Raw genomic sequence first — 23,233 nt, forward strand, 5'->3', positions numbered from 1 at the left:
GTGGGGCCGGGACCGGGCGCGGAGGCGGACGGGGGCTTCGGTCAGCTCACGCCGCGGGAGCCCTGGGCGGCGCGCGCCTCGATGCCCCGGAAGTGGTCGGCCATCGCGCGCTGGGCGCCCTCGACGTCCCGTACCCGCAGGGCCGTGAGGATGTCGCGGTGGCGGCGGGCCGTGACCTCCGGGGTGATGTCGTCGGTCCAGCCGCGCACCACGGCGACCCGCCGGAACACGGTCCAGAACGCGCCGAGCAACTGGGGAACGAGCGGGTTGCCGAGCGAGGCGTACAGCAACTCGTGGAACCGGCTGTCGAGTTCGGGGAAGGAGCGGCCGTCGTCGCCCGCCGTCTCCATCTCCGTGACGACGGCTTCGAGCCGGTCCAGCTCCTCTTCGGTCAGCAACTCGGCCACCCGGCTTATCAGCCCCGCCTCCAGCACCTCGCGGACCTGGAGGATCTCGGCCAGCGCCGCGGTCGGATCGTCCGGACGGGCGAGTGTGCGGAAGGTCAGTCCGTCGACGAACGGCGTCATGGACGCCTCACCCACATAGGTGCCGTAGCCGTGCCGGATCTCGACTATGTCGAGCGCCTGAAGGGCCTTGAGCGCCTCACGGACCGAATTGCGGCTCACGCCGAGATCGTTCATCAGCTCGGTCTCGGTGGGCAGCGGCGCACCGGCCCGAAGCCCCTGGTCGAGGATCAACTGCATGACCTCGCGCTGGATCTGGCTGCTCACCCGGCGCTCGGGCCGGCGCCGGTTCCCGGTCTCCTCAGGCATGCGCCGCATCGTACGCTCGCTGGACATCGGACGTCCCACCTCCGGGCTGATTAAACGCCAAGTTCGGCCAACTGCCCCTGTTTCATACCGCCATTGGTCGCACCTGTGGAAGATACGCCATTCGTGTGCGGGCCCTTGACCCCCTCCGCGCCCCCTCCTATGGTCGCGCTGCCCCCCATGACGTAGGACGTCGTATCTCCTGCTTCCCGGGCCGGCCGCACCGACCGCTCCACCGCCTCACCGGACCGCTCAACTGGACCACTCCTTGCTGGAGGAACCGTGCGCGACGTGAACCGCACTCCGGCGCCGCACCGCCGGTCGTTCCTGAAGTACACCGGGGCCCTGGGCGCGGCCGCCGCCCTCTCCTCGTCCCTGTCCGCCTGCTCGTCGGGGCCGGAGTCCACGAACGACACCGGCGGCTCGGGCGGCGGACAGAACGCCACCCTGACGGCCGTGATCGGCTACGGGAACGACGGAAGCTGGGATCCGACGCAGACCGCGTCCGCCTTCTGCATGGCCGCCAACAACCACATCTACGAGGGCCTGCTCGACACCGACCCCATCTCCCGCGAGCCCTACGCCGCGCTCGCCACCCAGGTGCCCGCCGACCTCACCGGCACGTCCTGGAAGTTCACGCTGCGCGCCGGTGCCACCTTCCACGACGGGAAGCCCGTCACCGCCGACGACGTGGTCTTCGTCTTCGACCGGATCCTCGATCCGAAGACCCAGACGCTCGCCAAGGGCTTCTTCGCGAGCTGGCTGAGGGAAGTCCGCAGGATCGACGCGCAGAACGTCGAGCTGGTCCTCAAGTTCCCCTTCCCGGAAGGGGTCTCCCGGCTCACCCTGGCGAAGATCATGCCCAAGCACGTCTTCTCGCAGCCGGGCGCCTGGGACGACGCGATCAAGGGCAAGGCGATCGGTTCGGGACCGTACCGGCAGACCGCGCACCACCCGAAGTCCAACACCACCTTCGAGGCGTTCGCCGCCTACAACGGGCCGCGCAGACCCGCGTTCAAGAAGATGAACTGGCTGACCATAGTGGACGCCGCGCCCCGCGTCGCGAAGATCTCCGGAGCGAGCGCCGGGGCCCAGATCGCCGACAACGTCCCGTACGCCAACATCGCGCGGCTCCGCGAGGGCGGCATGACCGTCCAGGGCGGCGCCGGCATGAACAACCTGTTCCTGATGTTCAACACCCGGCACAAGCCGTTCGACGACGTGCGCGTCCGGCAGGCGCTGCGCTACGCCATCGACACCGACAAGATGGTCCAGGTCGCGCTCAGGGGACACGGGAAGCCGTCGAGTTCCTTCCTCAACGAGGCCAACCCCTCCTACCGGCCCGCGAAGACCGTCTACGCCTACGACCCGGAGAAGGCGAAGAAACTCCTGAAGGAGGCCGGGGTCAAGGGGCTGAAGATCGAGATCCTGTCGGTGAACGTGAGCTGGATCGTCGACTGCCTGCCGACCGTCAAGGCGTCCTGGGACGCGATCGGCGTGCAGACGACGCTGGCCCCGCAGGAGACCACGGCCGTGTTCACCAAGATGGACCAGAAGCAGGACTACCAGGTCGTCGCCGCCGCCTCGAACCCCAACCAGTTCGGCCTCGACGCCGACCTGATCATGCACTACAACTACGGCCCCCAGAACCTCTGGATGGGCTACGCCCGCTGGGCCGGCGACCCGGTCGCCAAGCAGCTCTTCAAGGACATGGACCGGGCGACCCAGGAACCGGACGCCGACAGGAAGAAGGCGATGATCCAGGACTACATCGACGTCGTCGCCGAACAGGCCGTGCTCTACCCGGTCGTGCACAACGAGCTGATGACGGCGTGGAATCCGCGCCGGCTCGCGGGGATAAGGCCTCAGCCCTATCCGGGCATCAACCTGCTGCAAGCCAAGTGGGTCTAGGCGACAAGGGAGTTCGTACGTGGTCGCCATCGTCAGGATCCTGCTGCGCCGCGTGGCGCTGCTCGTGCCGCTGATGCTCGGGATCGTCCTGTTCGTCTTCCTGGTGATGCGGTTCTCGGACGTCGACCCGGCGTCCGCGTTCTTCCAGGGCGCCAACCCGACCCCGCAGCAGCTCCACGACTTCAGGGAACGCAACGGACTGCTCGACCCGCTGCCCGTGCGCTACTTCGACTTCGTGGCGGACCTGCTGCACGGCGACATGGGCACCAGCGCGCTCACCAGGGCGCCGGTCGTCGAACAGGTCACCACCGCGCTGCCGCTCACGCTCCAGCTCACCTTCCTGGGGCTCGGCATCGCGGTGGTGCTGGCGCTGCTCGGCGGGGTCACGGCCGCGATCCACCGCGACCGGCTGCCCGACCAGATCATCCGGGTGGTGTCCCTGACCGGGGTCGCCGCACCGGGCTTCTGGCTGGCCCTGCTGATGATCCAGTACCTCGCCGTCGACCAGGGCTGGTTCCCGACCGGCGGCTACATCAACCCGGCCGACTCGCTGACCGGCTGGCTGAAGACCATGGCACTGCCCGCTCTCGCGCTCTCCCTGCCGGTCGCGGCCCAGCTGACCCGGATCGTCCGGACGTCCGTGGTCGAGGAGCTCGACAAGGACTACGTGCGCACCGCGATCGGCAGCGGGCTGCCGCCCCGGGTGGTCGTCGGCCGCAACGTCCTGCGCAACGCCCTGATGAACCCGCTCACCGTGCTGGGCCTGCGCGTGGGCTATCTGCTGGGCGGGGCGGTCGTCATCGAGACGATCTTCTCGCTGCCCGGCATGGGCAAGCTGATGATCGACGCCGTGCAGAACGGGGACCCGGCCGTCGTGCAGGGCGTCGTGCTGACCACGGCCATCGGCTTCGTGGTCGTGAACCTCGTCATCGACATCCTGTATCTGCTGGTCAACCCACGGCTGAGGGAGGCGACCTGATGTTCACGCGGAAGGATCTCGCGGGGGCCCTCGCCCGGCCCGGCGTCCGGCTGCGCGGCTGGCGCAGGCTGCCGCCGCTGTCGAGGATCGCGGTCTGCTTCCTGGCCGTGGTGCTCGTCGTGGCGGTGTTCGCCCCGCTGCTCGCCCCGCACGACCCGCTCGACCAGCAGCCGCAGGCGGACGGCACCGGGCATCCCTCGGCGGACCACTGGATGGGGCAGGACAGTCTCGGCCGGGACATCCTGAGCCGGCTGATGTACGGGGCACGCTGGTCCCTGGCCATCGGTCTCGGCGCCACCGCCCTGGCCCTGGTCGTGGGAGCACTGCTCGGCGCCCTCGCCGCGACCTCGCGGAAGGCGGTCGACGAGACGCTGATGCGCTGTCTGGACGTGGTGATGGCGTTCCCCGGCATCGCGCTCGCCGCCGTTCTCGTCGCCGTGTTCGGCGGCGGCATCACCGTACTGATCTGCGCGATCGCGTTCCTGTTCACCCCACCCGTCGCCCGGGTCGTACGGGCGAACGTCCTCGACCAGTACGGCGAGGACTACGTCACCGCCGAGCAGGTGATCGGCGCCCGCACCCCGCACATCGTGCTGCGGCACGTGGCCGTCAACTGCGCGGCCCCGGTCCTGGTGTTCTGCACCGTTCAGGTCGCCGAGGCCATCGTGTTCGAGGCCTCGCTGTCCTTCATCGGCGCGGGCGTGCGGCCCCCGGACCCGTCCTGGGGCAGTGTCATCGCCGACGGCAAGAACATGGTGCTGACCGGCGGCTGGTGGGCCACCGTCTTCCCCGGCCTGCTGATGCTGGTCACCGTGCTGTCGCTGAACATCCTCTCCGAGGGCGTCTCCGACGCGTGGGCCGCGCCGGCCGCCCGCGAGGTGTCCGTACCTCCCGCCGAGGACCGGCTGGAAGCCCCGGAGCCGGGCAGCGGCACGGTCGTCGAACTGCCGGGACTGGCACAGGCCGCGGCCCGGCTGCGCGCGCGGGCCCGCCCGCCGGTCACGGACGGGCAGCCCGTGCTCGCCGTCGAGCGGCTGGCCATCGGCTTCGACGAACGGCACGGCGGTGTGGACATCGTCGACGGCATCAGCTTCGAGGTGTACCCGGGCGAAGTCCTGGGCCTGGTCGGCGAGTCGGGCTGCGGGAAGTCGCTGACGGCCCTGACGGTGATGGGCCTGGAGCCGAAGGGCGCCCGGGTGCGCGGCCAGGTCCGGTTCCGCCGGCGGCAGTTGGTCGGCGAGCCGATGCGGGTACGACGCCGGCTGCTGGGCCACGAGATGGCGATGGTCTACCAGGACGCGCTGTCGTCCCTGAACCCGGCGATGACGATCAGGGCACAGCTCAAGCAGGTGATACGGCGCGGCGGCAGGCGCACGGCGGCCGAACTGCTCGCCCTGGTCGGCCTCGATCCCGAGCGGACCCTGCGCAGTTACCCCCACGAACTCTCCGGGGGACAGCGCCAGCGCGTCCTGATCGCGATGGCGCTGTCCCGCGAGCCCGCGCTGATCGTCGCGGACGAACCGACGACGGCCCTGGACGTGACGGTCCAGGCGCAGGTCATGGAGCTGCTGCTGCGCCTGCGGGCGGAACTGGACTTCGCCCTGGTCCTCGTCTCGCACGACCTCGCGCTGATCTCGGCGGTCACCGACCGGGTGGTCGTGATGTACGGCGGCCAGATCGTGGAGACGGGGGTGACGGCGGACCTGGTGGAGTCCCCGGCCCACCACTACACGCGCGGGCTGCTGGGCAGCGTGCTGTCCCTGGAGTCGGCGGCGGAGCGCATGACGCAGATCAAGGGCGTCGTCCCCTCCCCCGCCGACTTCCCGGCCGGCTGCCGGTTCGCCGACCGGTGTCCGATGGCGGGCGAGGTGTGCCGGACGACGGCGCCGGACCTCGTCGGCACGCACACGCACACGGCGGCCTGCCACCACCCGGCCGTCGACCTGGTGACCGCGGAGAGCGAGGCCGTGACGTGAGGATTCCGCCGACGGCGACCGAGGCCGTCACATGACCGCGCCGGTGCGGGAGGCCGGGGACCGCCGGACGGACGCGCTCGTCCGGCTCACCGACGCGCATGTCGTCCACAAGGCGCGCAGCGGCGGTGTGTTCACCCGGGACCGGGTGTACGCGCTGACGGGCGCCGATCTCACCGTCGCGCCCGGCGAGACGGTGGGCGTCGTCGGCGAGTCGGGCTGCGGCAAGTCGACGCTCGCGAAGGTGCTGGTGGGGGTGCAGCGGCCGACCTCCGGCACGGTGACCTTCCACGGCCGCGACCTGTGGTCCCTGAAGCCGGACGAGCGGCGCACGGCCGTCGGCGCGAGCACGGGCATGATCTTCCAGGACCCCTCGACGGCCCTGAACCGCCGGCTGCCCGTGAGCCGGATCCTGCGCGACCCGCTGGATGTGCACCGGCGCGGCACGGCGGCCGAACGGGCCGACCGGGTCGAGGAGCTGATGTCCCTGGTCGGCCTGCCCCGGGCGCTCGCGGACGCGCTGCCCGGCCAGCTCTCCGGCGGTCAGCGCCAGCGGGTGGCGATCGCCCGCGCCCTGGCCCTGGATCCCGGCCTGGTGGTGGCCGACGAGCCGACGAGCGCGCTGGACGTGTCGGTGCGCGCGCAGATCCTCAATCTCCTGCTCGACCTGAGGGAACGCCTGGGCCTCGCCCTGGTGTTCGTGTCCCACGACATCCAGACGGTCCGCCGGATGAGCGACCGGGTGATCACGATGTACCTCGGCCGGATCGTGGAGGAGTCCCCGGCCGACGAGGTCACCGACCGCTCCCGTCACCCGTACACCCGGGCGCTGTTCTCGGCGACTCCGGGTCTGCTGGATCCGATCGAGCCGATTCCGCTGACCGGGCCCGTCCCCTCGGCGACGCGCCCGCCGAGCGGCTGCCCGTTCCGTACCCGCTGCTGGAAGGCGGACGGGGAGTGCGCGACCCGGATGCCGGAGTTCACGGCCGCGTCGGCGCCCGGCCACCGCTTCCGGTGTCACCATCCTGTCGAGGAGGGCCGGTCGACGCGCGCCCTGGTCGCGCAGGCCGAGGGCGCCGCGGAGGCCGCCGCCCTGGCCGACGTTCCGTTCCAGCAGCACATCAGGGAGCCTTGATGACCTTCCCCGCCCCGCTGACCGGTGTCGTACCGCCCGTCTGCACGCCCCTGACACCGGACCGCGAGGTGGACGTCCCGTCGCTCACCCGGCTGATCGACCATCTGGTGGACGGCGGGGTGCACGGCCTGTTCGTCCTCGGCTCGACGTCCGAGGTGGCCTATCTGACGGACGCGCAGCGCAGGCTGGTGGTGGAGACGGCGGCGGGGCACGTCGCCGGTCAGCTCCCCGTCCTCGCCGGTGCGATCGACATGACGACGCCGCGCGTCCTGGACCACGCGCGCACCGCCCGTACCGCGGGCGCGGACGCGGTCGTCGTCACGGCCCCCTTCTACACGCGCACCCATCCCGCGGAGGTCGACCGCCACTTCCGCCTCGTCGCCGCCCGCGTTTCGCTCCCCGTGTTCGCGTACGACCTGCCGGCCTCGGTCCATACGAAGCTGAGCCCCGAGCTGGTCCTCGGACTCGCCGCCGACGGTGTCCTGGCCGGGCTCAAGGACTCCAGCGGCGACCTCGGCGCCTTCCGCACGGTCGTCACCGGCGCTCGCAGCCGCCCCGGCATCAGCGGCTTCAGCACCCTCACCGGCTCCGAGGTGGTCGTCGACTCGGCGCTGGCCCTCGGTGCGGACGGCGTGGTCCCCGGCCTGGCCAATGTGGACCCGGCGGGCTACGTACGGCTGTACGACCTGTGCGCGGCGGGCGACTGGCAGCGGGCGCGGGCGGAGCAGGAGCGGCTGTGCGAGCTGTTCGCCATGGTGGGCGTCGGCGACCCGGCCCGGATGGGCGGCAGTTCCTCGGCCCTCGGCGCCTTCAAGGCCGCGCTGTCCCTGCGGGGTGTCATCGCCTGCCCCGCGACGGCGGAACCCCAGGTGCCGCTGTCGCAGGGCGAGGTGGAGCGGGTCGGGAAGTACCTGGCGTCGGCGGGTCTGCTCTGAGGGCTGTCCCTGGGCTGTCCCTGGGGCTGTCCTGCGGCCCGCCGGGCACCGCGCTACCCGAGCAGCCCGCTGAGCGGCAGCCGCCGGAACTCGATGGACTCGTACGGTCCCGTGACACCGGTCTCGTAGAGGATGCCGACCCGGAAGGCGCCGAGCTGGACGAGGTCCGAGTAGGCGGCCCGCTGCGTGGACAGGGTGGCCGCCTTCTCGAAGGTCGCGCCGCCGGTCGTGCTGCGCCAGACGGCCATGGACTGGCGGACGGTGGGGACGGAGGGACCGGAGAAGAGGAGCGGGGCGAAGGGGCCGGTGAGCTGGAGGACGCTGCCCTGGACGACGGGGACGTCGTTCAGGGCGGGCTGGACGGCGAAGGGGCGGTCCAGGGTTTCGGCGCCGTCGCTGGAGTAGGAGTCGAGGCGGTTGCCGGTACTCGTGCCGTTCTGGTCGCGCGAGGTGAAGTAGAGCCGTCCGTCGGGGAGTTCGGCCACCGAGCTCTCGTTGGCGTTGTCGAGCCCGTCGTAGGAGTCGTCCACGAAGCCGAGCCGCCAGGTGAGCCCGCCGTCGTCGCTGTAGAGCGCGTGCGCCCCGTAGTACCTGGACTCCTGGCCGGTGTCGGCGGACCCGGCGGGCGGGGCGGCGGAGTGGTTGGCGGGCACGACCAGGCGCCCCGCGTGGGGTCCGTGGCGCAGGGCGACCGCGTGGCCGGGCCCGGTGGCGTACCAGCGCCAGTCCGGCAGTTTCGCCTGGTCCGTGATGTCCCGCGGGGCGGTGAAGTGCCGCCCGTCGTCCCGGCTGGTCTGGACGAAGACGCGTCGGCTCTGCTCCGCCGTGACCTCGCCGCGCATGATCTGCGCCTCGGTCACCGCGCCGCTGTTGTAGGACGTGAGCAGGACGATCCGGCCGGTCCGGGGGTCCACCACCGGTGCCGGGTTGCCGCGGGTGTCGCCGCCCCCGGACGCGACGACCCGGGTCGGGCCCCAGGTGCAGCCGCCGTCGTAGGAGCGCCTGAGGACGACATCGATGTTCCCGGTGTCGCCCGCGCCGCTGTGCCGCCCCTCGGCGAAGGCGAGCAGCGTGCCGGCCCTGGTCGTGACGGTCGCCGGGATGCGGTACGTGTCGTAGCCGTCCTGGCCCGCGGTGTACGGGACGGAGGAGGCGCAGTCCCCGCCGCCCCGGGGCGCGGCCGAGGCGGTGCCGCCGGCGGCGGTGAGGGCGGTGAGGGCGGTGAGGAGTCCGGTGGCGGCGAACGCGACCATGCGGCTCATGCTGGCCATGACACTCCCTGGACTACGTCGACTGCATCTACTGCGTCGACTGCATCGGAGATGGAACATGGAACATGGGACGTGGGACGTCCCGGTGAACCTAATGTGCCCCGGGAGCCGCGGCAATACCCGTGTTCTCACGGCATGCTGAGGTGACGTCAGTTCCTCGCACCGCACTGTGGGCGGCCGCCGCCGGTTCAGGTGCGGCCCGTGTCTCCCGGGGTCACCAGGCCCGACTCGTACGCCACGATGACGAGCTGGGTCCGGTCGCGGGCGCCGAGCTTGCCCATGATGCGGCTGACATGGGTCTTCGCGGTGAGCGGGCTGAGCCCCAACGCCGCCGCGATCTCGGTGTTGTTGAGGCCGCGCGCGACCAGGGCGAGCACCTCGCGCTCACGCCCGGAGAGCCCCTCGGGACCGCCCGCCGCGAGCGCGGGAGCGGAGGGGGCGCGCAGGAAGCGGGCGACGAGGCGGGCGGTGGGGCCCGGCGAGAGCAGCGCGTCCCCGGCGGCCACCGTGCGGATCGCGTCGAGGAGTTCGGCGGGCCGGGTGTCCTTGACCAGGAAGCCGGAGGCGCCCGCGCGCAGCGCCTCCACGATGTGCTCGTCGGTGTCGTACGTGGTGAGCACGAGCACCCTGACCCCGGCGAGGTCCTCGTCGGCCGCGATGAGCCGGGTCGCCTCGATGCCGTCCAGGTCGGGCATACGGATGTCCATCACGATCAGGTCGGCCCGCTCGCTGCGCGCCAGCTCGACGGCCTGCCGCCCGGTGGCCGCCTGCCCGACCACCTCCATGTCCCGCGCGGTCTCCACGAGCATGGCGAACGCGGCCCGTACGAGGTTCTGGTCGTCGGCGAGGACCACCCGGATGGTCATCGGACCCCGCCCTCTCCCGGCCCGGCCACGACCGCGGGACCGCTGTCACGTACGGATCCGGGATCCCGTACGGGATCGGAGGAGGCCGCTGCTCCGAACGGGTCCGCGCCGTCCGCCGGGGTCCGGCGCCGCGGCTCCGGCCGCTGATCGGGCACCGTCGTGCGCAGGGGCAGTACCGCCACCACCTGGAATCCGCCTTCCTCCCGCGTCCCGGTCTCCACGGTGCCGCCCACACTGCGGGCCCGCTCCCGCATCCCCACCAGGCCGAAGCCGGGCGGGCCGCCCGTGTCGCCCATGCCGTCGTCCGTGACCCTCACGCGCAGCGCCCAGCCGTCCGTGTCCAGGTCCACGCGGACGCTCGCCCCGGGGCCCGCGTGCCGTACGGCGTTGGTCAATGCCTCCTGGACGATGCGATAGGCCGCGGCGCCCACGGCGGTGGGAACCCCGTCGGCGCCCACCGCGGACGGCGCCTCCACGTTCGTGCCCGCCGAACGTGCCGCCGCCACCAGATCGGCCACCGCGTCGAGGCCGGGCAGCGGCCCCCGCCCGTCGCTGCCGCCGTGCTCGGAGTCGCGCAGCACCTCCAGTGTCGTCCGCAGTTCGCCGCGCGCGGTCCGGCAGGTCTCGGCGATGTCGTCGAGGGCTTCGGCGACGGCCTTGCGGTCGAGGCGGTCGGGGTCGGCGGCCAGCACGTGCGCGGCGACGGAGGTCTGCACCCCGATCAACGTGATGCTGTGGGCGAGCAGATCGTGCAGGTCCCGGGCGATACGCAGACGTTCCTCGGCCACCCGGCGGCGGGCCTCCTCCTCACGGGTGCGTTCGGCGCGCTCGGCACGTTCGACGACCTCGGCGAAGTACTGCCCGTGCGCCCGGACGTACACACCGAGCACGATGAACGCGACGATCCAGCCGGTGACGCGCAGCGCCTCGGTGCCCTCGGCGGTGCCATGCCCGAACTTGACCGCGAGCATGATCCCGATGACACCGCTGCCGATGACCAGGGAGCGCAGCGGGCTCCCGGTGACGGCGACGGTGAACAGCGCGGTCATCGAGACGAGCAGCGGCGCGTTGTGGTCGTAGTCGAGCGCGTGGTACGGGCCGACGCAGGCGACGAGCGCGAGGAACGCGGCCAGCGGGGCGTGCCGCCGGAAGGTCACCGCGAGGTGCGCGGCGATCAGCAGGGTCCAGCCGAGCGCGTCCGGTCTCCGGCCGTCGGCGTGCACGGTGAGCACCACGGTGACGTCAAGGATCAGCAGCACGCCGGCGAGCAGCGCGTCCTGGCGCAGGATCCGCGCCGGGTCGACGTTCCCCCGGTGTCCGAAGCCGGTGAGGTGCAGCATGCGTTTGACGTCCACCGCTTCGTCCTCCGTGAGGGGGCGCCCCTCCGGGAGAGAGGGGCGCCCGATGTCCGTTTGTCTGCGCAGGGGGCTGCCGGACCGCTCAGCCTACGGCGACGGGCTCCTGCTTCCCGGCCGCCTCGGTGTCCGGCTCGCGAGAGAGGCCGCCCGGCCACCACATCTTCCGCCCCAGCGCCACGCTCGCGCTGGTCACCAGGTACGTGCGGACGAGGAAGGTGTCGAGCAGGACCCCGACCGAGATGACGAAGCCGAGCTCGACGAGCTGGAGGAGCCCCATGTTCGTGAGCACCGCGAAGGTGGCCGCGAGGACGAGGCCGGCCGAGGCGATCACGCCCCCGGTGGTGCGCAGCGCGGTGAGCGCGGCGGCGGCCGGTTCGGCGCCGGACAGGGATTCCTCCCGCATCCGGTGCATGAGGAAGATTCCGTAGTCGACGCCGAGGGCTACCAGGAACACGAAGGACAGCAGGCCGAGGCCGGGATCGGTGCCCTCGAACCCGAGCAGCGGGCCGAAGACGAGGCCGCCGATGCCGAGTGCCGCTCCCCACACCGCGATGACGGCGGCGACGAGCAGCAGCGGCGCCACGAGCGAGCGCAGCAGCAGGACCAGGATCAGCAGCACCGAGACGAGCACGACCGGGACGACGACGAGCCGGTCGCGGGCGTTGGTGTCCTGGAGGTCGATCTGCTGGGCGCTCGGGCCGCCGACGTACGATCCGTGGAGGTCCGCCCGCAGGGACTTGATCGTGGCGGTCTCGGCCGCCGACTGCGGGGCGCCGCGGGCGATGACGGAGATCTCCGTCCAGCCTCCGCCGCTGCGTCCGCGTTCGGCGCTCGCGACCCCGGCGTGCCCGCGGGCGGCGGACAGCGTCGTGTCCGCCCGTCCGGTCGGGGTGATCACGGTGATCGGCTGGGTGCCCCGCCCCGGGTAGGCGCGGGCGAGCGTCTCCATGGCGGTGACCGAGTCGGGCCGGTGGGCGAAGGAGTCCTGCTGCTTGAGCGGTCCGGGCAGGTTCAGGGTGCCGAGGGCGAGCGCCCCGAGCAGGGCCGCTCCGCTCGCCAGGACGACGAGCGGCCTGCGTCCGGCCGAGGTCCCCATCGCGGCGAACAGGCTCCGCCGCTGCCTGGGCTCGGAGCCGTGGACGGGGACGAGCGGCCAGAACACCCGGCGCCCGAGCAGGACGAGTACGGCGGGCAGCAGGGTCAGCATGGCGACGAGGGCACAGAGCACCCCGACGGTGCCCGTCGGGCCCATGCCCCGGCTGCTGTTGAGGTCGGCGGCGAGCAGGCACAGCAGTCCGGCGGCGACGGTGCCGGAGGAGGCGAGCACGGCGGGCCCGCAGCCGCGCAGGGCCTCCTTCATGGCGTCGTAGGGCCGTTCCACGCGCCGCAGTTCCTCCCGGTAGCGGGAGATGATCAGCAGGGCGTAGTCGGTTCCGGCGCCGAAGACGAGGATCGTCATCACGCCCGAGCTCTGGCCGGAGACACTGGTGCCGAACGCCTGGTGCAGGCCGTAGGCGACGCCCATCGACAGATAGTCGGCGACGCCGGCGACGGCGAGCGGCACGAGCCACAGCAGCGGGCTGCGGTAGATGAGGATCAGCAGGATCGCCACCACGGCGACGGTGGTGTAGAGCAGCGGTCCGCCGAGCGAGTCGTACACCTCGCCCGCGTCGGTGGCCAGGGCGCCGGGACCGCCGACGACGACGTTCATCCCGTCCGTCGGCCGGGCCACGTCGCGGACGTCGTTCACGAACGCGTCGCGCTTCTTCTCGTCGGTGCCGGGTGCGGTGCTGGCGACCGGGTACATCAGGGTGCTGCCGTCGTCGGACGGCACGGCACGAGGGGTGCCGGTGAGCGGGTTCGCCCGGGTGATCGCGGCGACCTGGCGGGCCGCGGTGTCCCGGTCGGCCGGACGCAGCCCTCCGTCGCGGTGGTAGACGAGCACCAGCTCGGTGCTCTCGCCGCCGGGCAGGCTGTCCTCGGTCTTCGCGACCCGGGTGGAGTCTGCGCTCGACGGCAGATAGTCGACGGCACGGTCGTGCTGCACGTCCGACAGCTTCGCCGCGAACGGGCCGACCACGGCCAGCAGCCCGATCCACAGCGCGAGCACCGCCCACGGCACGGCGCGTCGGCGCGCCCGCGTACTTGTCTCTCCGGCCCCCATGGACAGGGCCTCCCTTCGCTCCGGTTGTCTGTTTTCCGTGTTCCAGACTTCCGGAGGGGGAGATCCCTTTCGTCGCTCGAAGGACCGAGCCGGGCCCTACTGCGCCGGGTGTGCCGGGGCTGTCGTTACTCCCTGGGGAGTAGTGCGGCGGCGGGCGGCTACGACGGTGTGCGGGCCGTTGCCAGGAGGCGGGTCACGTCGTCCGAGCAGATCGTCAGGGCCGCGCCGACGGTGGCGAGGGCGTCCCGTTCGGCGGGGGTGTAGGGGCCGTCGGCGAGGGCGATGCGGGCGCCCTGGAGGAGGATGGCCTCGCGGCCGGTCGGGGCGAGGTGCGGGGCCAGCGGGTCCAGGGCCTCGTGGAGCTCTATGGCCAGGCTCGCTCCGCAGGGTTCGCCGAAGAAGCGGCCCGTGTCGGCGGCGAGGGCGTCGACGAGGGCGCCGAGCTGGTCCTCGGTGCAGTCGTCGAAGCCGGCCGAGCGGACGGTCGCGGCGGCGGTCTCCAGGGACGCGCGGGCGCAGCCGCCGCCGGCCGCGAGGACCGCGAGGGCGACGGTGTGGACGGCGTCGCGGAGCATCGCGGAGAACCGGGTGGTGGTGGGGTGGTCGAGGACGTCGGCGCCGTAGTGGCTGCCGCAGGCCGCGCACTCGACGACGGGCCCCGTCTCGCCGCGCGGGAGGACGGGGACACCCAGAAGGGTGAAGCGGCGCCGGCCGGTGAGCCGCTGATAGTTGCGGTCGCCCCCGCAGCCGGGGCAGAAGAACTCCCCGTCGCCGACGGTGCTCCACGCCGTACGGGTGCCCAGGATGCGGGGAACCTGAACTGCACGACCGTTTCGTCCCCATCCTGGCAGCACGTCGCACACCTCCGTAACGCCACGGCAACATCGCCGCGCTGGCGTGATGTTAGCCACATTGTTGAGGTGTAGTCAGTACCTAGGACGAGACCTGCTCGTGACCTGCACATGGATTGGCCGGGATACGACCGGGCCCCGCCCGCCTCGAAAGGCGGACGGGGCCGGAAAGAGCCAGGTGGAAGAGGTCAGCGGGCGGCGCGGTTGACGGCGGAGACGACGGCCTTCAGCGAGGCGCGTGTCGTATTCGCGTCGATGCCGATTCCCCACAGAACCTTGTCGCCGATCGCGCACTCGATGTAGGAGGCGGCCTGCGCGGAGGCTCCCTCGCTCATCGTGTGCTCCTGGTAGTCCAGCAGACGGACATCGATGCCGATGGACTGCAGAGCGTCGAAGAAGGCGGAGATCGGGCCGTTGCCGGTGCCGCTCAGGACGGTGTCGGCGCCGTCGACCGTGGCCTCGACGGTCAGGGTGTCCACGCCGTCCTTGTCGGTGGTGGACTGGCCGGTCCTGACCTGGATACGGCCCCACGGGTTGCCCGGGTTGGGCAGGTACTCGTCCTGGAAGGTCGCCCAGATGTCCTTCGGCGTGACCTCGCCGCCCTCGGCGTCGGTCTTCGCCTGGATGATCTTCGAGAACTCGATCTGCATCCGGCGCGGCAGGTCCAGCTTGTGGTCGTTCTTCAGGACGTACGCGATACCGCCCTTGCCCGACTGCGAGTTGACGCGGATGACGGCCTCGTAGGAGCGGCCGACGTCCTTGGGGTCGATGGGCAGGTACGGGACGGCCCACTCGATGTCGTCGACGGTGACGCCCTTCGCGGCCGCCTCGGCCTCCATGGCGTCGAAGCCCTTCTTGATGGCGTCCTGGTGGGAGCCGGAGAAGGACGTGTAGACCAGGTCGCCCACGTACGGGTGGCGCGCGTGGACCTCCATCTGGTTGCAGTACTCCCACGTACGGCGGATCTCGTCGATGTCGGAGAAGTCGATCTGCGGGTCGACGCCCTGCGAGAACAGGTTCATGCCCAGGGTGACCAGGTCGACGTTGCCGGTGCGCTCGCCCTGGCCGAACAGGCAGCCCTCGACGCGGTCGGCGCCGGCCATCAGGGCCAGTTCGGCGGCGGCGACGGCGGTGCCGCGGTCGTTGTGCGGGTGGATCGACAGGCACACGTACTCGCGCCGGGACAGGTGACGGCCCATCCACTCGAAGCGGTCCGCGTGCGTGGAGGGGGTCGAACGCTCCACCGTGGCGGGCAGGTTGAGGATGATCTCGCGGCCCGGACCGGGCTGCCAGACGTCCATGACCGCCTCGCAGACCTCCAGGGCGAAGTCCAGCTCGGTGTCGGTGAAGATCTCCGGGCTGTACTGGTACCCGAACTCGGTCTCGGGGCCCAGCAGCTTCTCCGCGTACTCGGCGACCAGACGCGTGCCGTCGACGGCGATCTGCTTGATGTCTTCCTTGGAGCCGCGGAAGACGACGCGGCGGAAGACCGGGGCGGTCGCGTTGTACAGGTGCACGTTGGCGCGCTTGGCGCCCTTCAGCGACTCGACGGTCCGCTCGATCAGGTCCTCGCGGGCCTGGGTCAGTACGGAGATCGTGACGTCGTCCGGGATCGCGGTCTCGTCCTCGATGATCGAGCGGACGAAGTCGAAGTCCGTCTGGCCCGACGCCGGGAAACCGACCTCGATCTCCTTGTAGCCCAGCTTCACCAGCAGGTCGAACATCTCACGCTTGCGCGCGGGCGACATGGGGTCGATCAGGGCCTGGTTGCCGTCGCGCAGGTCCGTGGAGAGCCAGCGGGGGGCGACGGTGATCCGGTTGTTCGGCCAGTCGCGGTCGGGGATGTCGACCTGGTCGTACCGGCCGTACTTGTGGACGGGCATCGACGTGGGACGCTGACGGTTGGCGCGGGTCTGCTCGCTGCTGTGGCTGTTCGCCATGATGCGTGGGCTCCTCAGGATGTCCGAAAGGACGGCCGACGGCGCAACGCCAGACTCCGCGGGGAGGGGGTCGGCCTCGACTACAGGCCCTCGCCGCGGCAGCTAAGGAGAAGCAGCCCGAAACGCATGATGCTCCGCAGCCTAGCGGAGCCGCGCTCCGTACGGAGGGCTGTATCAGTATGCGGGATCGCGCGCCCCGAAAGGGACAAAACGTGCGCCATACCACTTCCAGCCGGAATCCCCGGCTCCTTATCCCCCCATTTCACCAATCATGGTTGCACGTAGTGACATGCAGATCACTCAGTGCAAGGGTGCCGGGCATGACGACCAACGGGGGCTTCGAGCCCGTCCACTGCACCATCGTTCCGCCCCATGTCCTCGACCGGCTCGCCCGGCACGAGGACCCCGCGCTCTCCGGCCCCGCGCGCCAGACCCTGGAGCGCGACGCCTACGAGCGCACCCACCGCCGGCTGACCACCGTCATCGGCGCGCCCGCCGTCGCCCCGCCCGCGGGCGCCCCCGAGAACGCGCCGCACCGCACGATCTACGACGCCCGCCACCGCCAGGACCTCCCGGGCAAGAAGGTCCGCGGCGAGGGCGACAAGCCGGGCAAGGACGCCACGGTCAACCGCGCGTACGCAGGCCTCGGCGCGACCTTCGACCTCTACCTGAACGCCTACGGACGCACCTCGATCAACGGTGAGGGCCTGCCGCTCGACGCCACCGTGCACTTCGACAGGGACTACAACAACGCCTTCTGGAACGGCGAGCAGATGGTGTTCGGCGACGGCGACGGCGAGATCTTCCTCGACTTCACCCTCCCGGTCGACGTCATCGGCCACGAGCTGACCCACGGCGTCACCCAGTACACGGCGAACCTCACCTACTACGGCCAGCCGGGCGCCCTGAACGAGTCCATGTCGGACGTCTTCGGCTCGCTGATCAAGCAGTACACGCTCGGCCAGACCGCGGGCGAAGCCGACTGGCTGATCGGCGCCGGGCTGCTCGCCTCGCGGGTCACCGGCACCGCCCTGCGCTCCATGAAGGCGCCGGGCACCGCGTACGACGACGACGTGCTCGGCAGGGACCCGCAGCCCGGGACGATGGACGGTTATGTCAGCACCGGCCGGGACAACGGCGGCGTCCACATCAACTCCGGCATCCCCAACCACGCCTTCTACCTCGTCGCCCAGGCCCTCGGCGGCCACGCGTGGGAGCGGGCCGGACAGATCTGGTACGACGTGCTGACCGGCGGGGAGCTGCCGGAGCAGGCCCTCTTCTCGGACTTCGCGCGGCTCACGCTCGCCGCCGCGCGGACCCGGTACAACGAGGGGGAGGAACTGCAGGCGGTGACGAAGGCCTGGGAACAGGTCGGAGTGCCGTCCGCGTAGGCCCGGCGGAAAGCTCCGTAGCCCCGGGCGCCCGACTCGTACTAGACAGGACCCCATGCGTATCGAAGTGCGGCGTACGGGCGGGTTCGCGGGCATCGAGCGCCGTGCCGGGGTGGACACCTCGGCACGGCCCGACGCCCCCGAGTGGCACGCCCTGGCCGAGCGGGCACTCGCCGCCGGACGGGACACGCCCCCGGCCGGCGTCCCGGACGGCTTCCACTACGAGATCACCGTGGACGGCAGGACCGTCCACGCCGCCGACCCGGCACTCACGGAGGACCAGCGCGAGCTGATCTCCCGTGTGTTGAAGGAGGGGGCCTGAAGGAGGGGCTTGAAGGAGGGGGCTGAACACAGCCGACCGCGGGTTCACGCCGAACCGTTGACTTCCGTTACCGCGGGTACAGATGATCGCCCATGGCGACGAACCCCCTCCCGCAGTTCCCGGACGGCTTCCTCTGGGGCGTGTCCACCTCGGCCCATCAGATCGAGGGCGCCGTGGACGAACGCGCCCCCTCGGTGTGGGACACCTTCACCGCCGGGCCCGGACACATCAAGGACGGCTCCACGGCGGCGGTCGCCTGCGACCACGTCCACCGCTACCCCGAGGACGTGGCGCTCCTCGCCGGCCTCGGCGTGGACGCGTACCGCTTCTCCATCTCCTGGCCCCGGGTGAACTCCCCCGGCGGCCTCGACTTCTACGACCGCCTGACCGACGCGCTGTGCGCGGCCGGCATACGGCCCGTGCCGACCCTCTTCCACTGGGATCTGCCGGCGGAGCTGGACTGGATGGACCGGGACACCGCCGAGCGGTTCGCCGAGTACGCCTCGGTCGTCGCCGGCCGCCTCGGCGACCGCGTCAAGAAGTGGATCACCCTCAACGAGCCCGCCGAGCACACCCTGCTGGGCCACGCGCTCGGCGCGCACGCCCCCGGCAAGCGGCTCCTGTTCGACGCCCTGCCGGTGGCCCACCACCAGCTCCTCGCCCACGGTCTGGCCGTACGGGCGCTGCGCGCGGCCGGGGCGGGCGACATCGGGATCGCCAACTCGCACGGCCCGACCTGGGCGGCCTCGGACCGTACCGAGGACGTGGAGGCGGCCGACTTCTACGACCTCCTGCTCAACCGGCTCTTCGCCGACCCCGTCCTGCTGGGCCGCTACCCCGACGGCATCGGGGAGTTGATGCCCGGTGACGTCGAGTCGGACCTGAAGATCATCGGCGAGCCGGTCGACTGGTACGGGATCAACTACTACCAGCCGACGAAGGTAGGCGCCCCCGAGGGAGCCGAGATCGAGTTCGGCGGACTCACCCTGCCCGCCGAACTGCCCTTCACCGTCAAGGAACTGGAGGGATACCCGGTCACCGACTTCGGCTGGCCGGTGGTGCCCGAGGCGCTCACCGAACTGCTGGTCGGCTTCCGCGAGCGCTACGGCGACCGGCTCCCGCCCGTCGTCATCACCGAGAACGGCTGCAGTTACGACGGCATCGACGACCAGGAGCGGATCACCTTCCTGGACGGTCATGTCCGGGCGCTGCACCGGGCGTCGGAACAGGGCGTCGACGTACGCGGCTACTTCGTCTGGTCGCTGATGGACAACTTCGAGTGGGCGGAGGGGTACGAGCGCCGCTTCGGTCTCGTGCACGTCGACTACGACACGCTGGAGCGGACTCCCAAGGCCTCGTACCACTGGCTGCGGGACGCCCTGCGGGCGCGGAGATGACCGCGGCCGACCGGGCCCTGCCCCTGTCCGCGCTCGCCGAGCCCGTCGAACGGGTCGGCCGGGGCTGGACCTCGTCGCTCTCCCTCGCCAACGGGGCGATCTGGGTGGGCTGGTACGGCCCGCTGCAGATCCTCCTCGCCTCCCAGGCGGAGGACTTCGCTCCCGGCACCGGCATGTCCAAGGAGACGGTGCTGGCCTGGGTGACCGGTGCGGGCGCGGTCGTCTCGCTGGTCGCCAACCCGCTCTTCGGCGCGCTGTCCGACCGTACGACCGGGCGGTGGGGGCGCCGCACGCCGTGGATCGTGGCCGGAGCGGCCGGGGGCGCGCTGTCCCTGCTGCTCCTCGCGGGCGCGGGCGGGGTGTGGACGATGGCGGCGGGCTGGTGCCTGGTCCAGCTCACCCTGAACGCCGCGTTCGCCGCGGTCACCGCGGCCGTCCCCGACCGGGTGCCGCGGCTGCAACGGGGTTCCGTGGGCGGCTGGCTGGGCGCCGCGCAGATCCTCGGCGTGGTCGGCGGCACGGGGCTCGCGACGGTCGCCGGGGGCATCGGCGGCGGGTACGCGGCGTGCGCGGTGTTCACCCTGGTGGGCGTCCTGCCGTACGTACTGCGCCACGAGGACCTTCGTCTGCCGGTGTCGGCCCGGCCGCCCTGGTCGGGGCGGGCGTTCCTCGCCTCCTTCCGGCTGAGTCCGCGCGAACACCCCGACCTGGCATGGGCCTGGCTGACCCGCTTCCTGATCAACCTCAGCAACGCCCTCGTGCTGCTGTACCTGCTCTACTACCTGCGGGACCGGCTGCGTCTCGACGACCCCGAACAGGGTGTGCTGGTCCTCACGGCGGTGAACGGGATCACGCTGCTCGCCACCGTCGTGGTGGGCGGGGTCTGGTCGGACCGGCTCGGCCGCCGCAAGCCGTTCGTGATCTGGTCCGGCGTCCTGATGGCGGTGGCCACGGCGGCGCTGGCCTCCTGGCAGACCTGGCCCGGGGCGATCGCCGCCGCGGCCGTCCTCGGCATCGGCTTCGGCGTCTTCACCTCCGTCGACTTCGCCCTGATGACCGACGTCCTGCCGAAGGCCCTCGACCGCGGCAAGGACCTCGGCGTCATCAACATCGCCAACGCCCTCCCCCAGGTCGCGGCCCCCGTACTGGCGGCCCCGATCGTGACGTACCTGGGGGGCTACCGGGTCCTGTACCTGGTCGCGGCGGTGATCGGCCTCGCGGGGGCGGTGCTGGTGGTGCGGATCAAGGGGGTGGACTGAGGGACCCGCCCGGATCCCCGGGACGGCCGCCGGGCCCGGTCACAGGGCCCCGGCGTCCCGGGCCGTCCACAGGGACGGGTACACGGGGCGGAAGCCCAGGTCGTGGCGGATGCGGTCGGTGGACACGATGCCGTGCCAGGGGTCGGGGTCGGTGCGCTCGTAGAGGGCGGGCGGTACCTCCACTCCGTTGATCCGGTGGAGGTCGACGGTGGTGACGGGGGCGTCGTCCGCGATGTTGTAGATCCGGTTGCCGCCCACCCCCGGGGCGTACAGCAGGCGGAGCAGCCCCTGGGCGACGTCCGCGTGGTGGACCATCTGGAGCCGCTGTCCGGCGGCCCAGTGCGCGGCCCACGTCATCGACGCGGCGAGATGGGGGTCGCCCTCCCCGTACACGAAGGCAAGACGGCCCACGCGGACGTCCATGTCGTCCTCCAGCGCGAGCAGGCCGCGCTCCGCCTCCGCCTTGGCCGCCGGGTAGGCACCCCACATCCCGCCGCCGGGCACGCTCGGGTCGTCCTCGGTCAGCGGGCGGTCCCGGCCCGTCCCGTACACCAGGTTCGTGCTGACCTGCACGAACCTGTGCACGCCCGAGGTGACGGAGGCGCGGCCCAGTTCCAGCGCGGCGTCGCGGTTGACCGCCCAGGCCTCCTCGTCCGGCACCCCGCGGAAGGAGGCCGCGATGTTCACCACCGTGTCCACCCCCGCGAGGGCCTTGCCCAGCGCCTCGGCGTCGCGCAGGTCGCCGAGGGCGATCTCGGGCCGGAGGCCGCTCGGGCCGGTGACGTCCGCCAGGGCCGCGGCCCGGGACTCGTCGCGGACCAGGACCCGTACCCGGTCGCCGGGGGGTGCCTGCTGCAGAAGGCGGGGCACGAAGCGGCGTCCGACCTCGCCGGTGGTTCCGGTCACCAGTGTCAGCATGATCTGCTCCTCTCGTCGGCCTCCACCGTCCCCCCGTACCGGGCGGAGCGGGAGAGACCTCCTGATCCAGGGACCGGCGGTCCCTGGATGGGACCGGCGGTCTGCGTCACGCTGGAGAGGTGAACCGAACCGAGCTGGCCGACTTCCTGCGCCGCGGCCGCGCCCGTCTGGAGCCCTCCGACGTGGGGCTCCCGGCCGGCTCCCGGCGCCGCACCCCCGGCCTGCGCCGCGAGGAGGTGGCGGCGCTCGCGGGCATGTCCGTGGACTACTACACCCGGCTCGAACAGTCGCGCGGGCCGCACCCCTCCCGCCAGATGCTGGGCGCGCTGGCGCGGGCCCTGCGCCTCACCGGTGACGAACGGGACCATCTCTTCCACCTGGCCGGCGAGGAGCCGCCGCGGGCCATGAGCGCGTCGCCGCACGTCCGCCCCGGGCTGTTGCTGATCCTCGACCGGCTGCACGACGCGCCCGCCCACGTCGTGACCGACTACGGCGAACTGCTCGCGCAGAACGCGATGTCGGCGGCGCTGACGGGCGGGACGGAACCCGGGGAGAACCTCGTGCGGCGGTTCTTCACCGACCCGCGGGGCCACACGCTCTTCCCTCCCGAGGACCGTCCCGAGCACGCCCGCTCGCATGTCGCCAACCTCCGCGCGGTCACGGCGGCCCGCCCCGACGACCCCGCGCCCGCCGCCCTGGTGGCCGAACTCCGCTCCACGAGCGAGGAGTTCGCGACCCTCTGGGAGTCCCACGAGGTGGCCGTGCGGCGGTCCGCGACGAAGCGCTTCCTGCACCCCGTGGTCGGTCTGCTGGAACTGGACTGCGAGCTGCTGCTCAGCTCCGGCGACCACCAGTTCCTCGTCGTGCACACGGCACGGCCGGGAACCGAGTCCCACGAGCGTCTCCGGCTGCTGCGCGTGGTCGGCCTGCAGAACATGGCCCCGGCCACCGGTCACCGCTGAACTCCTGGACCCGGGAGCCAACTTCGGCCACTTTTCACAACCGTTGAAGGAAAGGGTCCCCTTCCCTTGCAATCGTGAGGCACCCGCGACTCAATGGAACCGCACGTTCCGACGGACCGTCAGTTACGCCTCCGCACGGCGTCCCGCACCCCACGAGCGGACGGTCCGCGTACACGTCTCCCCGCACCCTCACCGGGCACAGAGGTGAGGAGCCCGTGTGCCCGGACCAGGGCGGACGGCTCCGTCCCGACCATCCCCACATGGCAATTCCCCCACAAGGGAAGGGATTTCGATGAGAGGCAAGCGACTCGCAACGGTCTCGGCGTTAGCCGCCGGCACCCTGGCCGTGACCGGTCTGGCCTTCGCGCCGGCCGCCGCGGCCGTCACTCCCCAGTCGGCCACCATCAACGCGACCTGCACCATCGGTGGCGGCGGTGCGGCCACCCTCACGGCCACCCAGGACGGCACGGCCGCGACCATCACCCTCAGCTCCACCGCCGTCACGGCCCCGATCCCCATCGCCGCGGACTCGGTCACCTCGACCCTCTCCCTGGTGGACGCGAACGGCGGGACCACCGCGTTCAGCGGCAAGAAGAACCCGGCGATGGCCGCCGGCAGCGGAGTGTCGGTGGGCCCCCTCGACGGCACCGTGGCCTCCGGTGACAGCCTGGAGTTCTACGGCGGCTCGCTGAAGATGACCATCTACGGGATCACGATCACCTGTACGGCGGACGCGCCGCAGTCCCCGGGCCCGTTCGTCTTCGACTGATCCACCGAGCCCCGACGCGAAGAGGGCCGGTGCCGCCCGCGCGCAGCGACACCGGCCCGGTC

Annotated in this window: 19 protein-coding genes; 11 read left to right on the forward strand and 8 right to left on the reverse strand. The window is 71.8% G+C overall.

Annotated features, from left to right (window positions below; genetic code table 11):
• Positions 1–41: 41 nt before the first annotated feature.
• Complete coding sequence (locus OG485_RS15835; protein WP_328674485.1) at positions 42–782, reverse strand: FadR/GntR family transcriptional regulator; 741 nt, start codon at positions 780–782, stop codon at positions 42–44.
• A gap of 270 nt (positions 783–1,052) precedes the next feature.
• Between OG485_RS15835 and OG485_RS15840 the strand changes: the two genes are divergently transcribed.
• Genes OG485_RS15840 through OG485_RS15860 form a run of 5 tightly spaced genes read left to right on the forward strand, consistent with a single transcriptional unit; the run spans position 1,053 to position 7,703 of the window.
• Positions 1,053–2,681: an ABC transporter substrate-binding protein gene (locus tag OG485_RS15840; RefSeq protein ID WP_328668945.1), complete on the forward strand. Its 1,629-nt coding sequence runs from the start codon at positions 1,053–1,055 to the stop codon at positions 2,679–2,681.
• A gap of 19 nt (positions 2,682–2,700) precedes the next feature.
• A complete protein-coding gene (locus tag OG485_RS15845) occupies positions 2,701–3,660 on the forward strand; it encodes an ABC transporter permease (RefSeq protein ID WP_328452685.1) in 960 nt (319 codons plus the stop codon).
• The gene (locus tag OG485_RS15850; RefSeq protein ID WP_328668946.1) at positions 3,660–5,636 is read left to right on the forward strand and encodes a dipeptide/oligopeptide/nickel ABC transporter permease/ATP-binding protein; all 1,977 of its coding nucleotides are present in this window, start codon (positions 3,660–3,662) and stop codon (positions 5,634–5,636) included. The genes OG485_RS15845 and OG485_RS15850 overlap by 1 nt, the downstream gene beginning before the upstream one ends.
• A 31-nt stretch (positions 5,637–5,667) precedes the next feature.
• A complete protein-coding gene (locus OG485_RS15855; RefSeq protein ID WP_328668947.1) occupies positions 5,668–6,768 on the forward strand; it encodes an ABC transporter ATP-binding protein in 1,101 nt (366 codons plus the stop codon).
• A complete protein-coding gene (locus tag OG485_RS15860) occupies positions 6,768–7,703 on the forward strand; it encodes a dihydrodipicolinate synthase family protein (protein ID WP_328668948.1) in 936 nt (311 codons plus the stop codon). Before OG485_RS15855 ends, OG485_RS15860 begins: the two co-directional genes overlap by 1 nt.
• 53 nt (positions 7,704–7,756) lie before the next feature.
• On the opposite strand, the gene OG485_RS15865 is transcribed toward OG485_RS15860, so the two are convergent.
• The 6 genes from OG485_RS15865 to leuA all read right to left on the reverse strand — a co-directional run bounded on the left by OG485_RS15865 (position 7,757) and on the right by leuA (position 16,153).
• Positions 7,757–8,974, reverse strand: coding sequence for a sialidase family protein (locus OG485_RS15865; protein WP_328668949.1), 1,218 nt, complete (start codon positions 8,972–8,974; stop codon positions 7,757–7,759).
• A gap of 188 nt (positions 8,975–9,162) precedes the next feature.
• Positions 9,163–9,840 carry a response regulator transcription factor gene (locus OG485_RS15870; RefSeq protein ID WP_328668950.1) on the reverse strand — a complete coding sequence of 226 codons (678 nt, stop codon included), beginning with the start codon at positions 9,838–9,840 and terminating at the stop codon, positions 9,163–9,165.
• On the reverse strand, positions 9,837–11,180 hold the full coding sequence (locus OG485_RS15875; protein WP_443048916.1) for a sensor histidine kinase: 1,344 nt from the start codon (positions 11,178–11,180) through the stop codon (positions 9,837–9,839). The genes OG485_RS15870 and OG485_RS15875 overlap by 4 nt, the downstream gene beginning before the upstream one ends.
• 100 nt (positions 11,181–11,280) lie before the next feature.
• Positions 11,281–13,362 carry an MMPL family transporter gene (locus OG485_RS15880; protein WP_328668952.1) on the reverse strand — a complete coding sequence of 694 codons (2,082 nt, stop codon included), beginning with the start codon at positions 13,360–13,362 and terminating at the stop codon, positions 11,281–11,283.
• 158 nt (positions 13,363–13,520) lie between these two features.
• Complete coding sequence (locus tag OG485_RS15885; RefSeq protein ID WP_326787922.1) at positions 13,521–14,216, reverse strand: TerB family tellurite resistance protein; 696 nt, start codon at positions 14,214–14,216, stop codon at positions 13,521–13,523.
• Between the two features lie 185 nt (positions 14,217–14,401).
• On the reverse strand, positions 14,402–16,153 hold the full coding sequence (gene leuA / locus OG485_RS15890) for a 2-isopropylmalate synthase (RefSeq protein ID WP_328668953.1): 1,752 nt from the start codon (positions 16,151–16,153) through the stop codon (positions 14,402–14,404).
• Positions 16,154–16,473: 320 nt separating this feature from the next.
• Between leuA and OG485_RS15895 the strand changes: the two genes are divergently transcribed.
• The 4 genes from OG485_RS15895 to OG485_RS15910 all read left to right on the forward strand — a co-directional run bounded on the left by OG485_RS15895 (position 16,474) and on the right by OG485_RS15910 (position 20,522).
• Complete coding sequence (locus OG485_RS15895; RefSeq protein WP_328668954.1) at positions 16,474–17,544, forward strand: M4 family metallopeptidase; 1,071 nt, start codon at positions 16,474–16,476, stop codon at positions 17,542–17,544.
• Positions 17,545–17,599: 55 nt separating this feature from the next.
• On the forward strand, positions 17,600–17,866 hold the full coding sequence (locus OG485_RS15900; protein ID WP_328668955.1) for a protealysin inhibitor emfourin: 267 nt from the start codon (positions 17,600–17,602) through the stop codon (positions 17,864–17,866).
• Positions 17,867–17,958: 92 nt separating this feature from the next.
• Entirely contained in the window at positions 17,959–19,263 is a 1,305-nt protein-coding gene (locus tag OG485_RS15905; RefSeq protein WP_328668956.1) for a GH1 family beta-glucosidase, read from the forward strand.
• Entirely contained in the window at positions 19,260–20,522 is a 1,263-nt protein-coding gene (locus tag OG485_RS15910) for an MFS transporter (RefSeq protein ID WP_328668957.1), read from the forward strand. The genes OG485_RS15905 and OG485_RS15910 overlap by 4 nt, the downstream gene beginning before the upstream one ends.
• Positions 20,523–20,561: 39 nt before the next feature.
• On the opposite strand, the gene OG485_RS15915 is transcribed toward OG485_RS15910, so the two are convergent.
• Positions 20,562–21,440: an NAD-dependent epimerase/dehydratase family protein gene (locus tag OG485_RS15915; protein ID WP_328668958.1), complete on the reverse strand. Its 879-nt coding sequence runs from the start codon at positions 21,438–21,440 to the stop codon at positions 20,562–20,564.
• Between the two features lie 119 nt (positions 21,441–21,559).
• Between OG485_RS15915 and OG485_RS15920 the strand changes: the two genes are divergently transcribed.
• On the forward strand, positions 21,560–22,402 hold the full coding sequence (locus OG485_RS15920) for a helix-turn-helix transcriptional regulator (protein WP_328668959.1): 843 nt from the start codon (positions 21,560–21,562) through the stop codon (positions 22,400–22,402).
• Positions 22,403–22,694: 292 nt separating this feature from the next.
• The gene (locus OG485_RS15925) at positions 22,695–23,171 is read left to right on the forward strand and encodes a hypothetical protein (protein ID WP_328668960.1); all 477 of its coding nucleotides are present in this window, start codon (positions 22,695–22,697) and stop codon (positions 23,169–23,171) included.
• The last annotated feature ends 62 nt before the right edge of the window (positions 23,172–23,233 follow it).

The organism is Streptomyces sp. NBC_00328 (assembly GCF_036139655.1).
Lineage (GTDB): Bacteria > Actinomycetota > Actinomycetes > Streptomycetales > Streptomycetaceae > Streptomyces.

Bases quoted from the DNA above. Each gene is read 5' to 3' on its own strand.
- OG485_RS15915 (WP_328668958.1), bottom strand. From the start codon at position 21,440: ATGCTGACACTGGTGACCGGAACCACCGGCGAGGTCGGACGCCGCTTC.
- OG485_RS15910 (WP_328668957.1), top strand. From the start codon at position 19,260: ATGACCGCGGCCGACCGGGCCCTGCCCCTGTCCGCGCTCGCCGAGCCC.
- OG485_RS15875 (WP_443048916.1), bottom strand. From the start codon at position 11,180: ATGCTGCACCTCACCGGCTTCGGACACCGGGGGAACGTCGACCCGGCG.
- OG485_RS15870 (WP_328668950.1), bottom strand. From the start codon at position 9,840: ATGACCATCCGGGTGGTCCTCGCCGACGACCAGAACCTCGTACGGGCC.
- OG485_RS15900 (WP_328668955.1), top strand. From the start codon at position 17,600: ATGCGTATCGAAGTGCGGCGTACGGGCGGGTTCGCGGGCATCGAGCGC.
- OG485_RS15880 (WP_328668952.1), bottom strand. From the start codon at position 13,362: ATGGGGGCCGGAGAGACAAGTACGCGGGCGCGCCGACGCGCCGTGCCG.
- OG485_RS15925 (WP_328668960.1), top strand. From the start codon at position 22,695: ATGAGAGGCAAGCGACTCGCAACGGTCTCGGCGTTAGCCGCCGGCACC.
- OG485_RS15860 (WP_328668948.1), top strand. From the start codon at position 6,768: ATGACCTTCCCCGCCCCGCTGACCGGTGTCGTACCGCCCGTCTGCACG.
- leuA (WP_328668953.1), bottom strand. From the start codon at position 16,153: ATGGCGAACAGCCACAGCAGCGAGCAGACCCGCGCCAACCGTCAGCGT.
- OG485_RS15895 (WP_328668954.1), top strand. From the start codon at position 16,474: ATGACGACCAACGGGGGCTTCGAGCCCGTCCACTGCACCATCGTTCCG.
- OG485_RS15835 (WP_328674485.1), bottom strand. From the start codon at position 782: ATGCGGCGCATGCCTGAGGAGACCGGGAACCGGCGCCGGCCCGAGCGC.
- OG485_RS15855 (WP_328668947.1), top strand. From the start codon at position 5,668: ATGACCGCGCCGGTGCGGGAGGCCGGGGACCGCCGGACGGACGCGCTC.
- OG485_RS15850 (WP_328668946.1), top strand. From the start codon at position 3,660: ATGTTCACGCGGAAGGATCTCGCGGGGGCCCTCGCCCGGCCCGGCGTC.
- OG485_RS15865 (WP_328668949.1), bottom strand. From the start codon at position 8,974: ATGGCCAGCATGAGCCGCATGGTCGCGTTCGCCGCCACCGGACTCCTC.
- OG485_RS15905 (WP_328668956.1), top strand. From the start codon at position 17,959: ATGGCGACGAACCCCCTCCCGCAGTTCCCGGACGGCTTCCTCTGGGGC.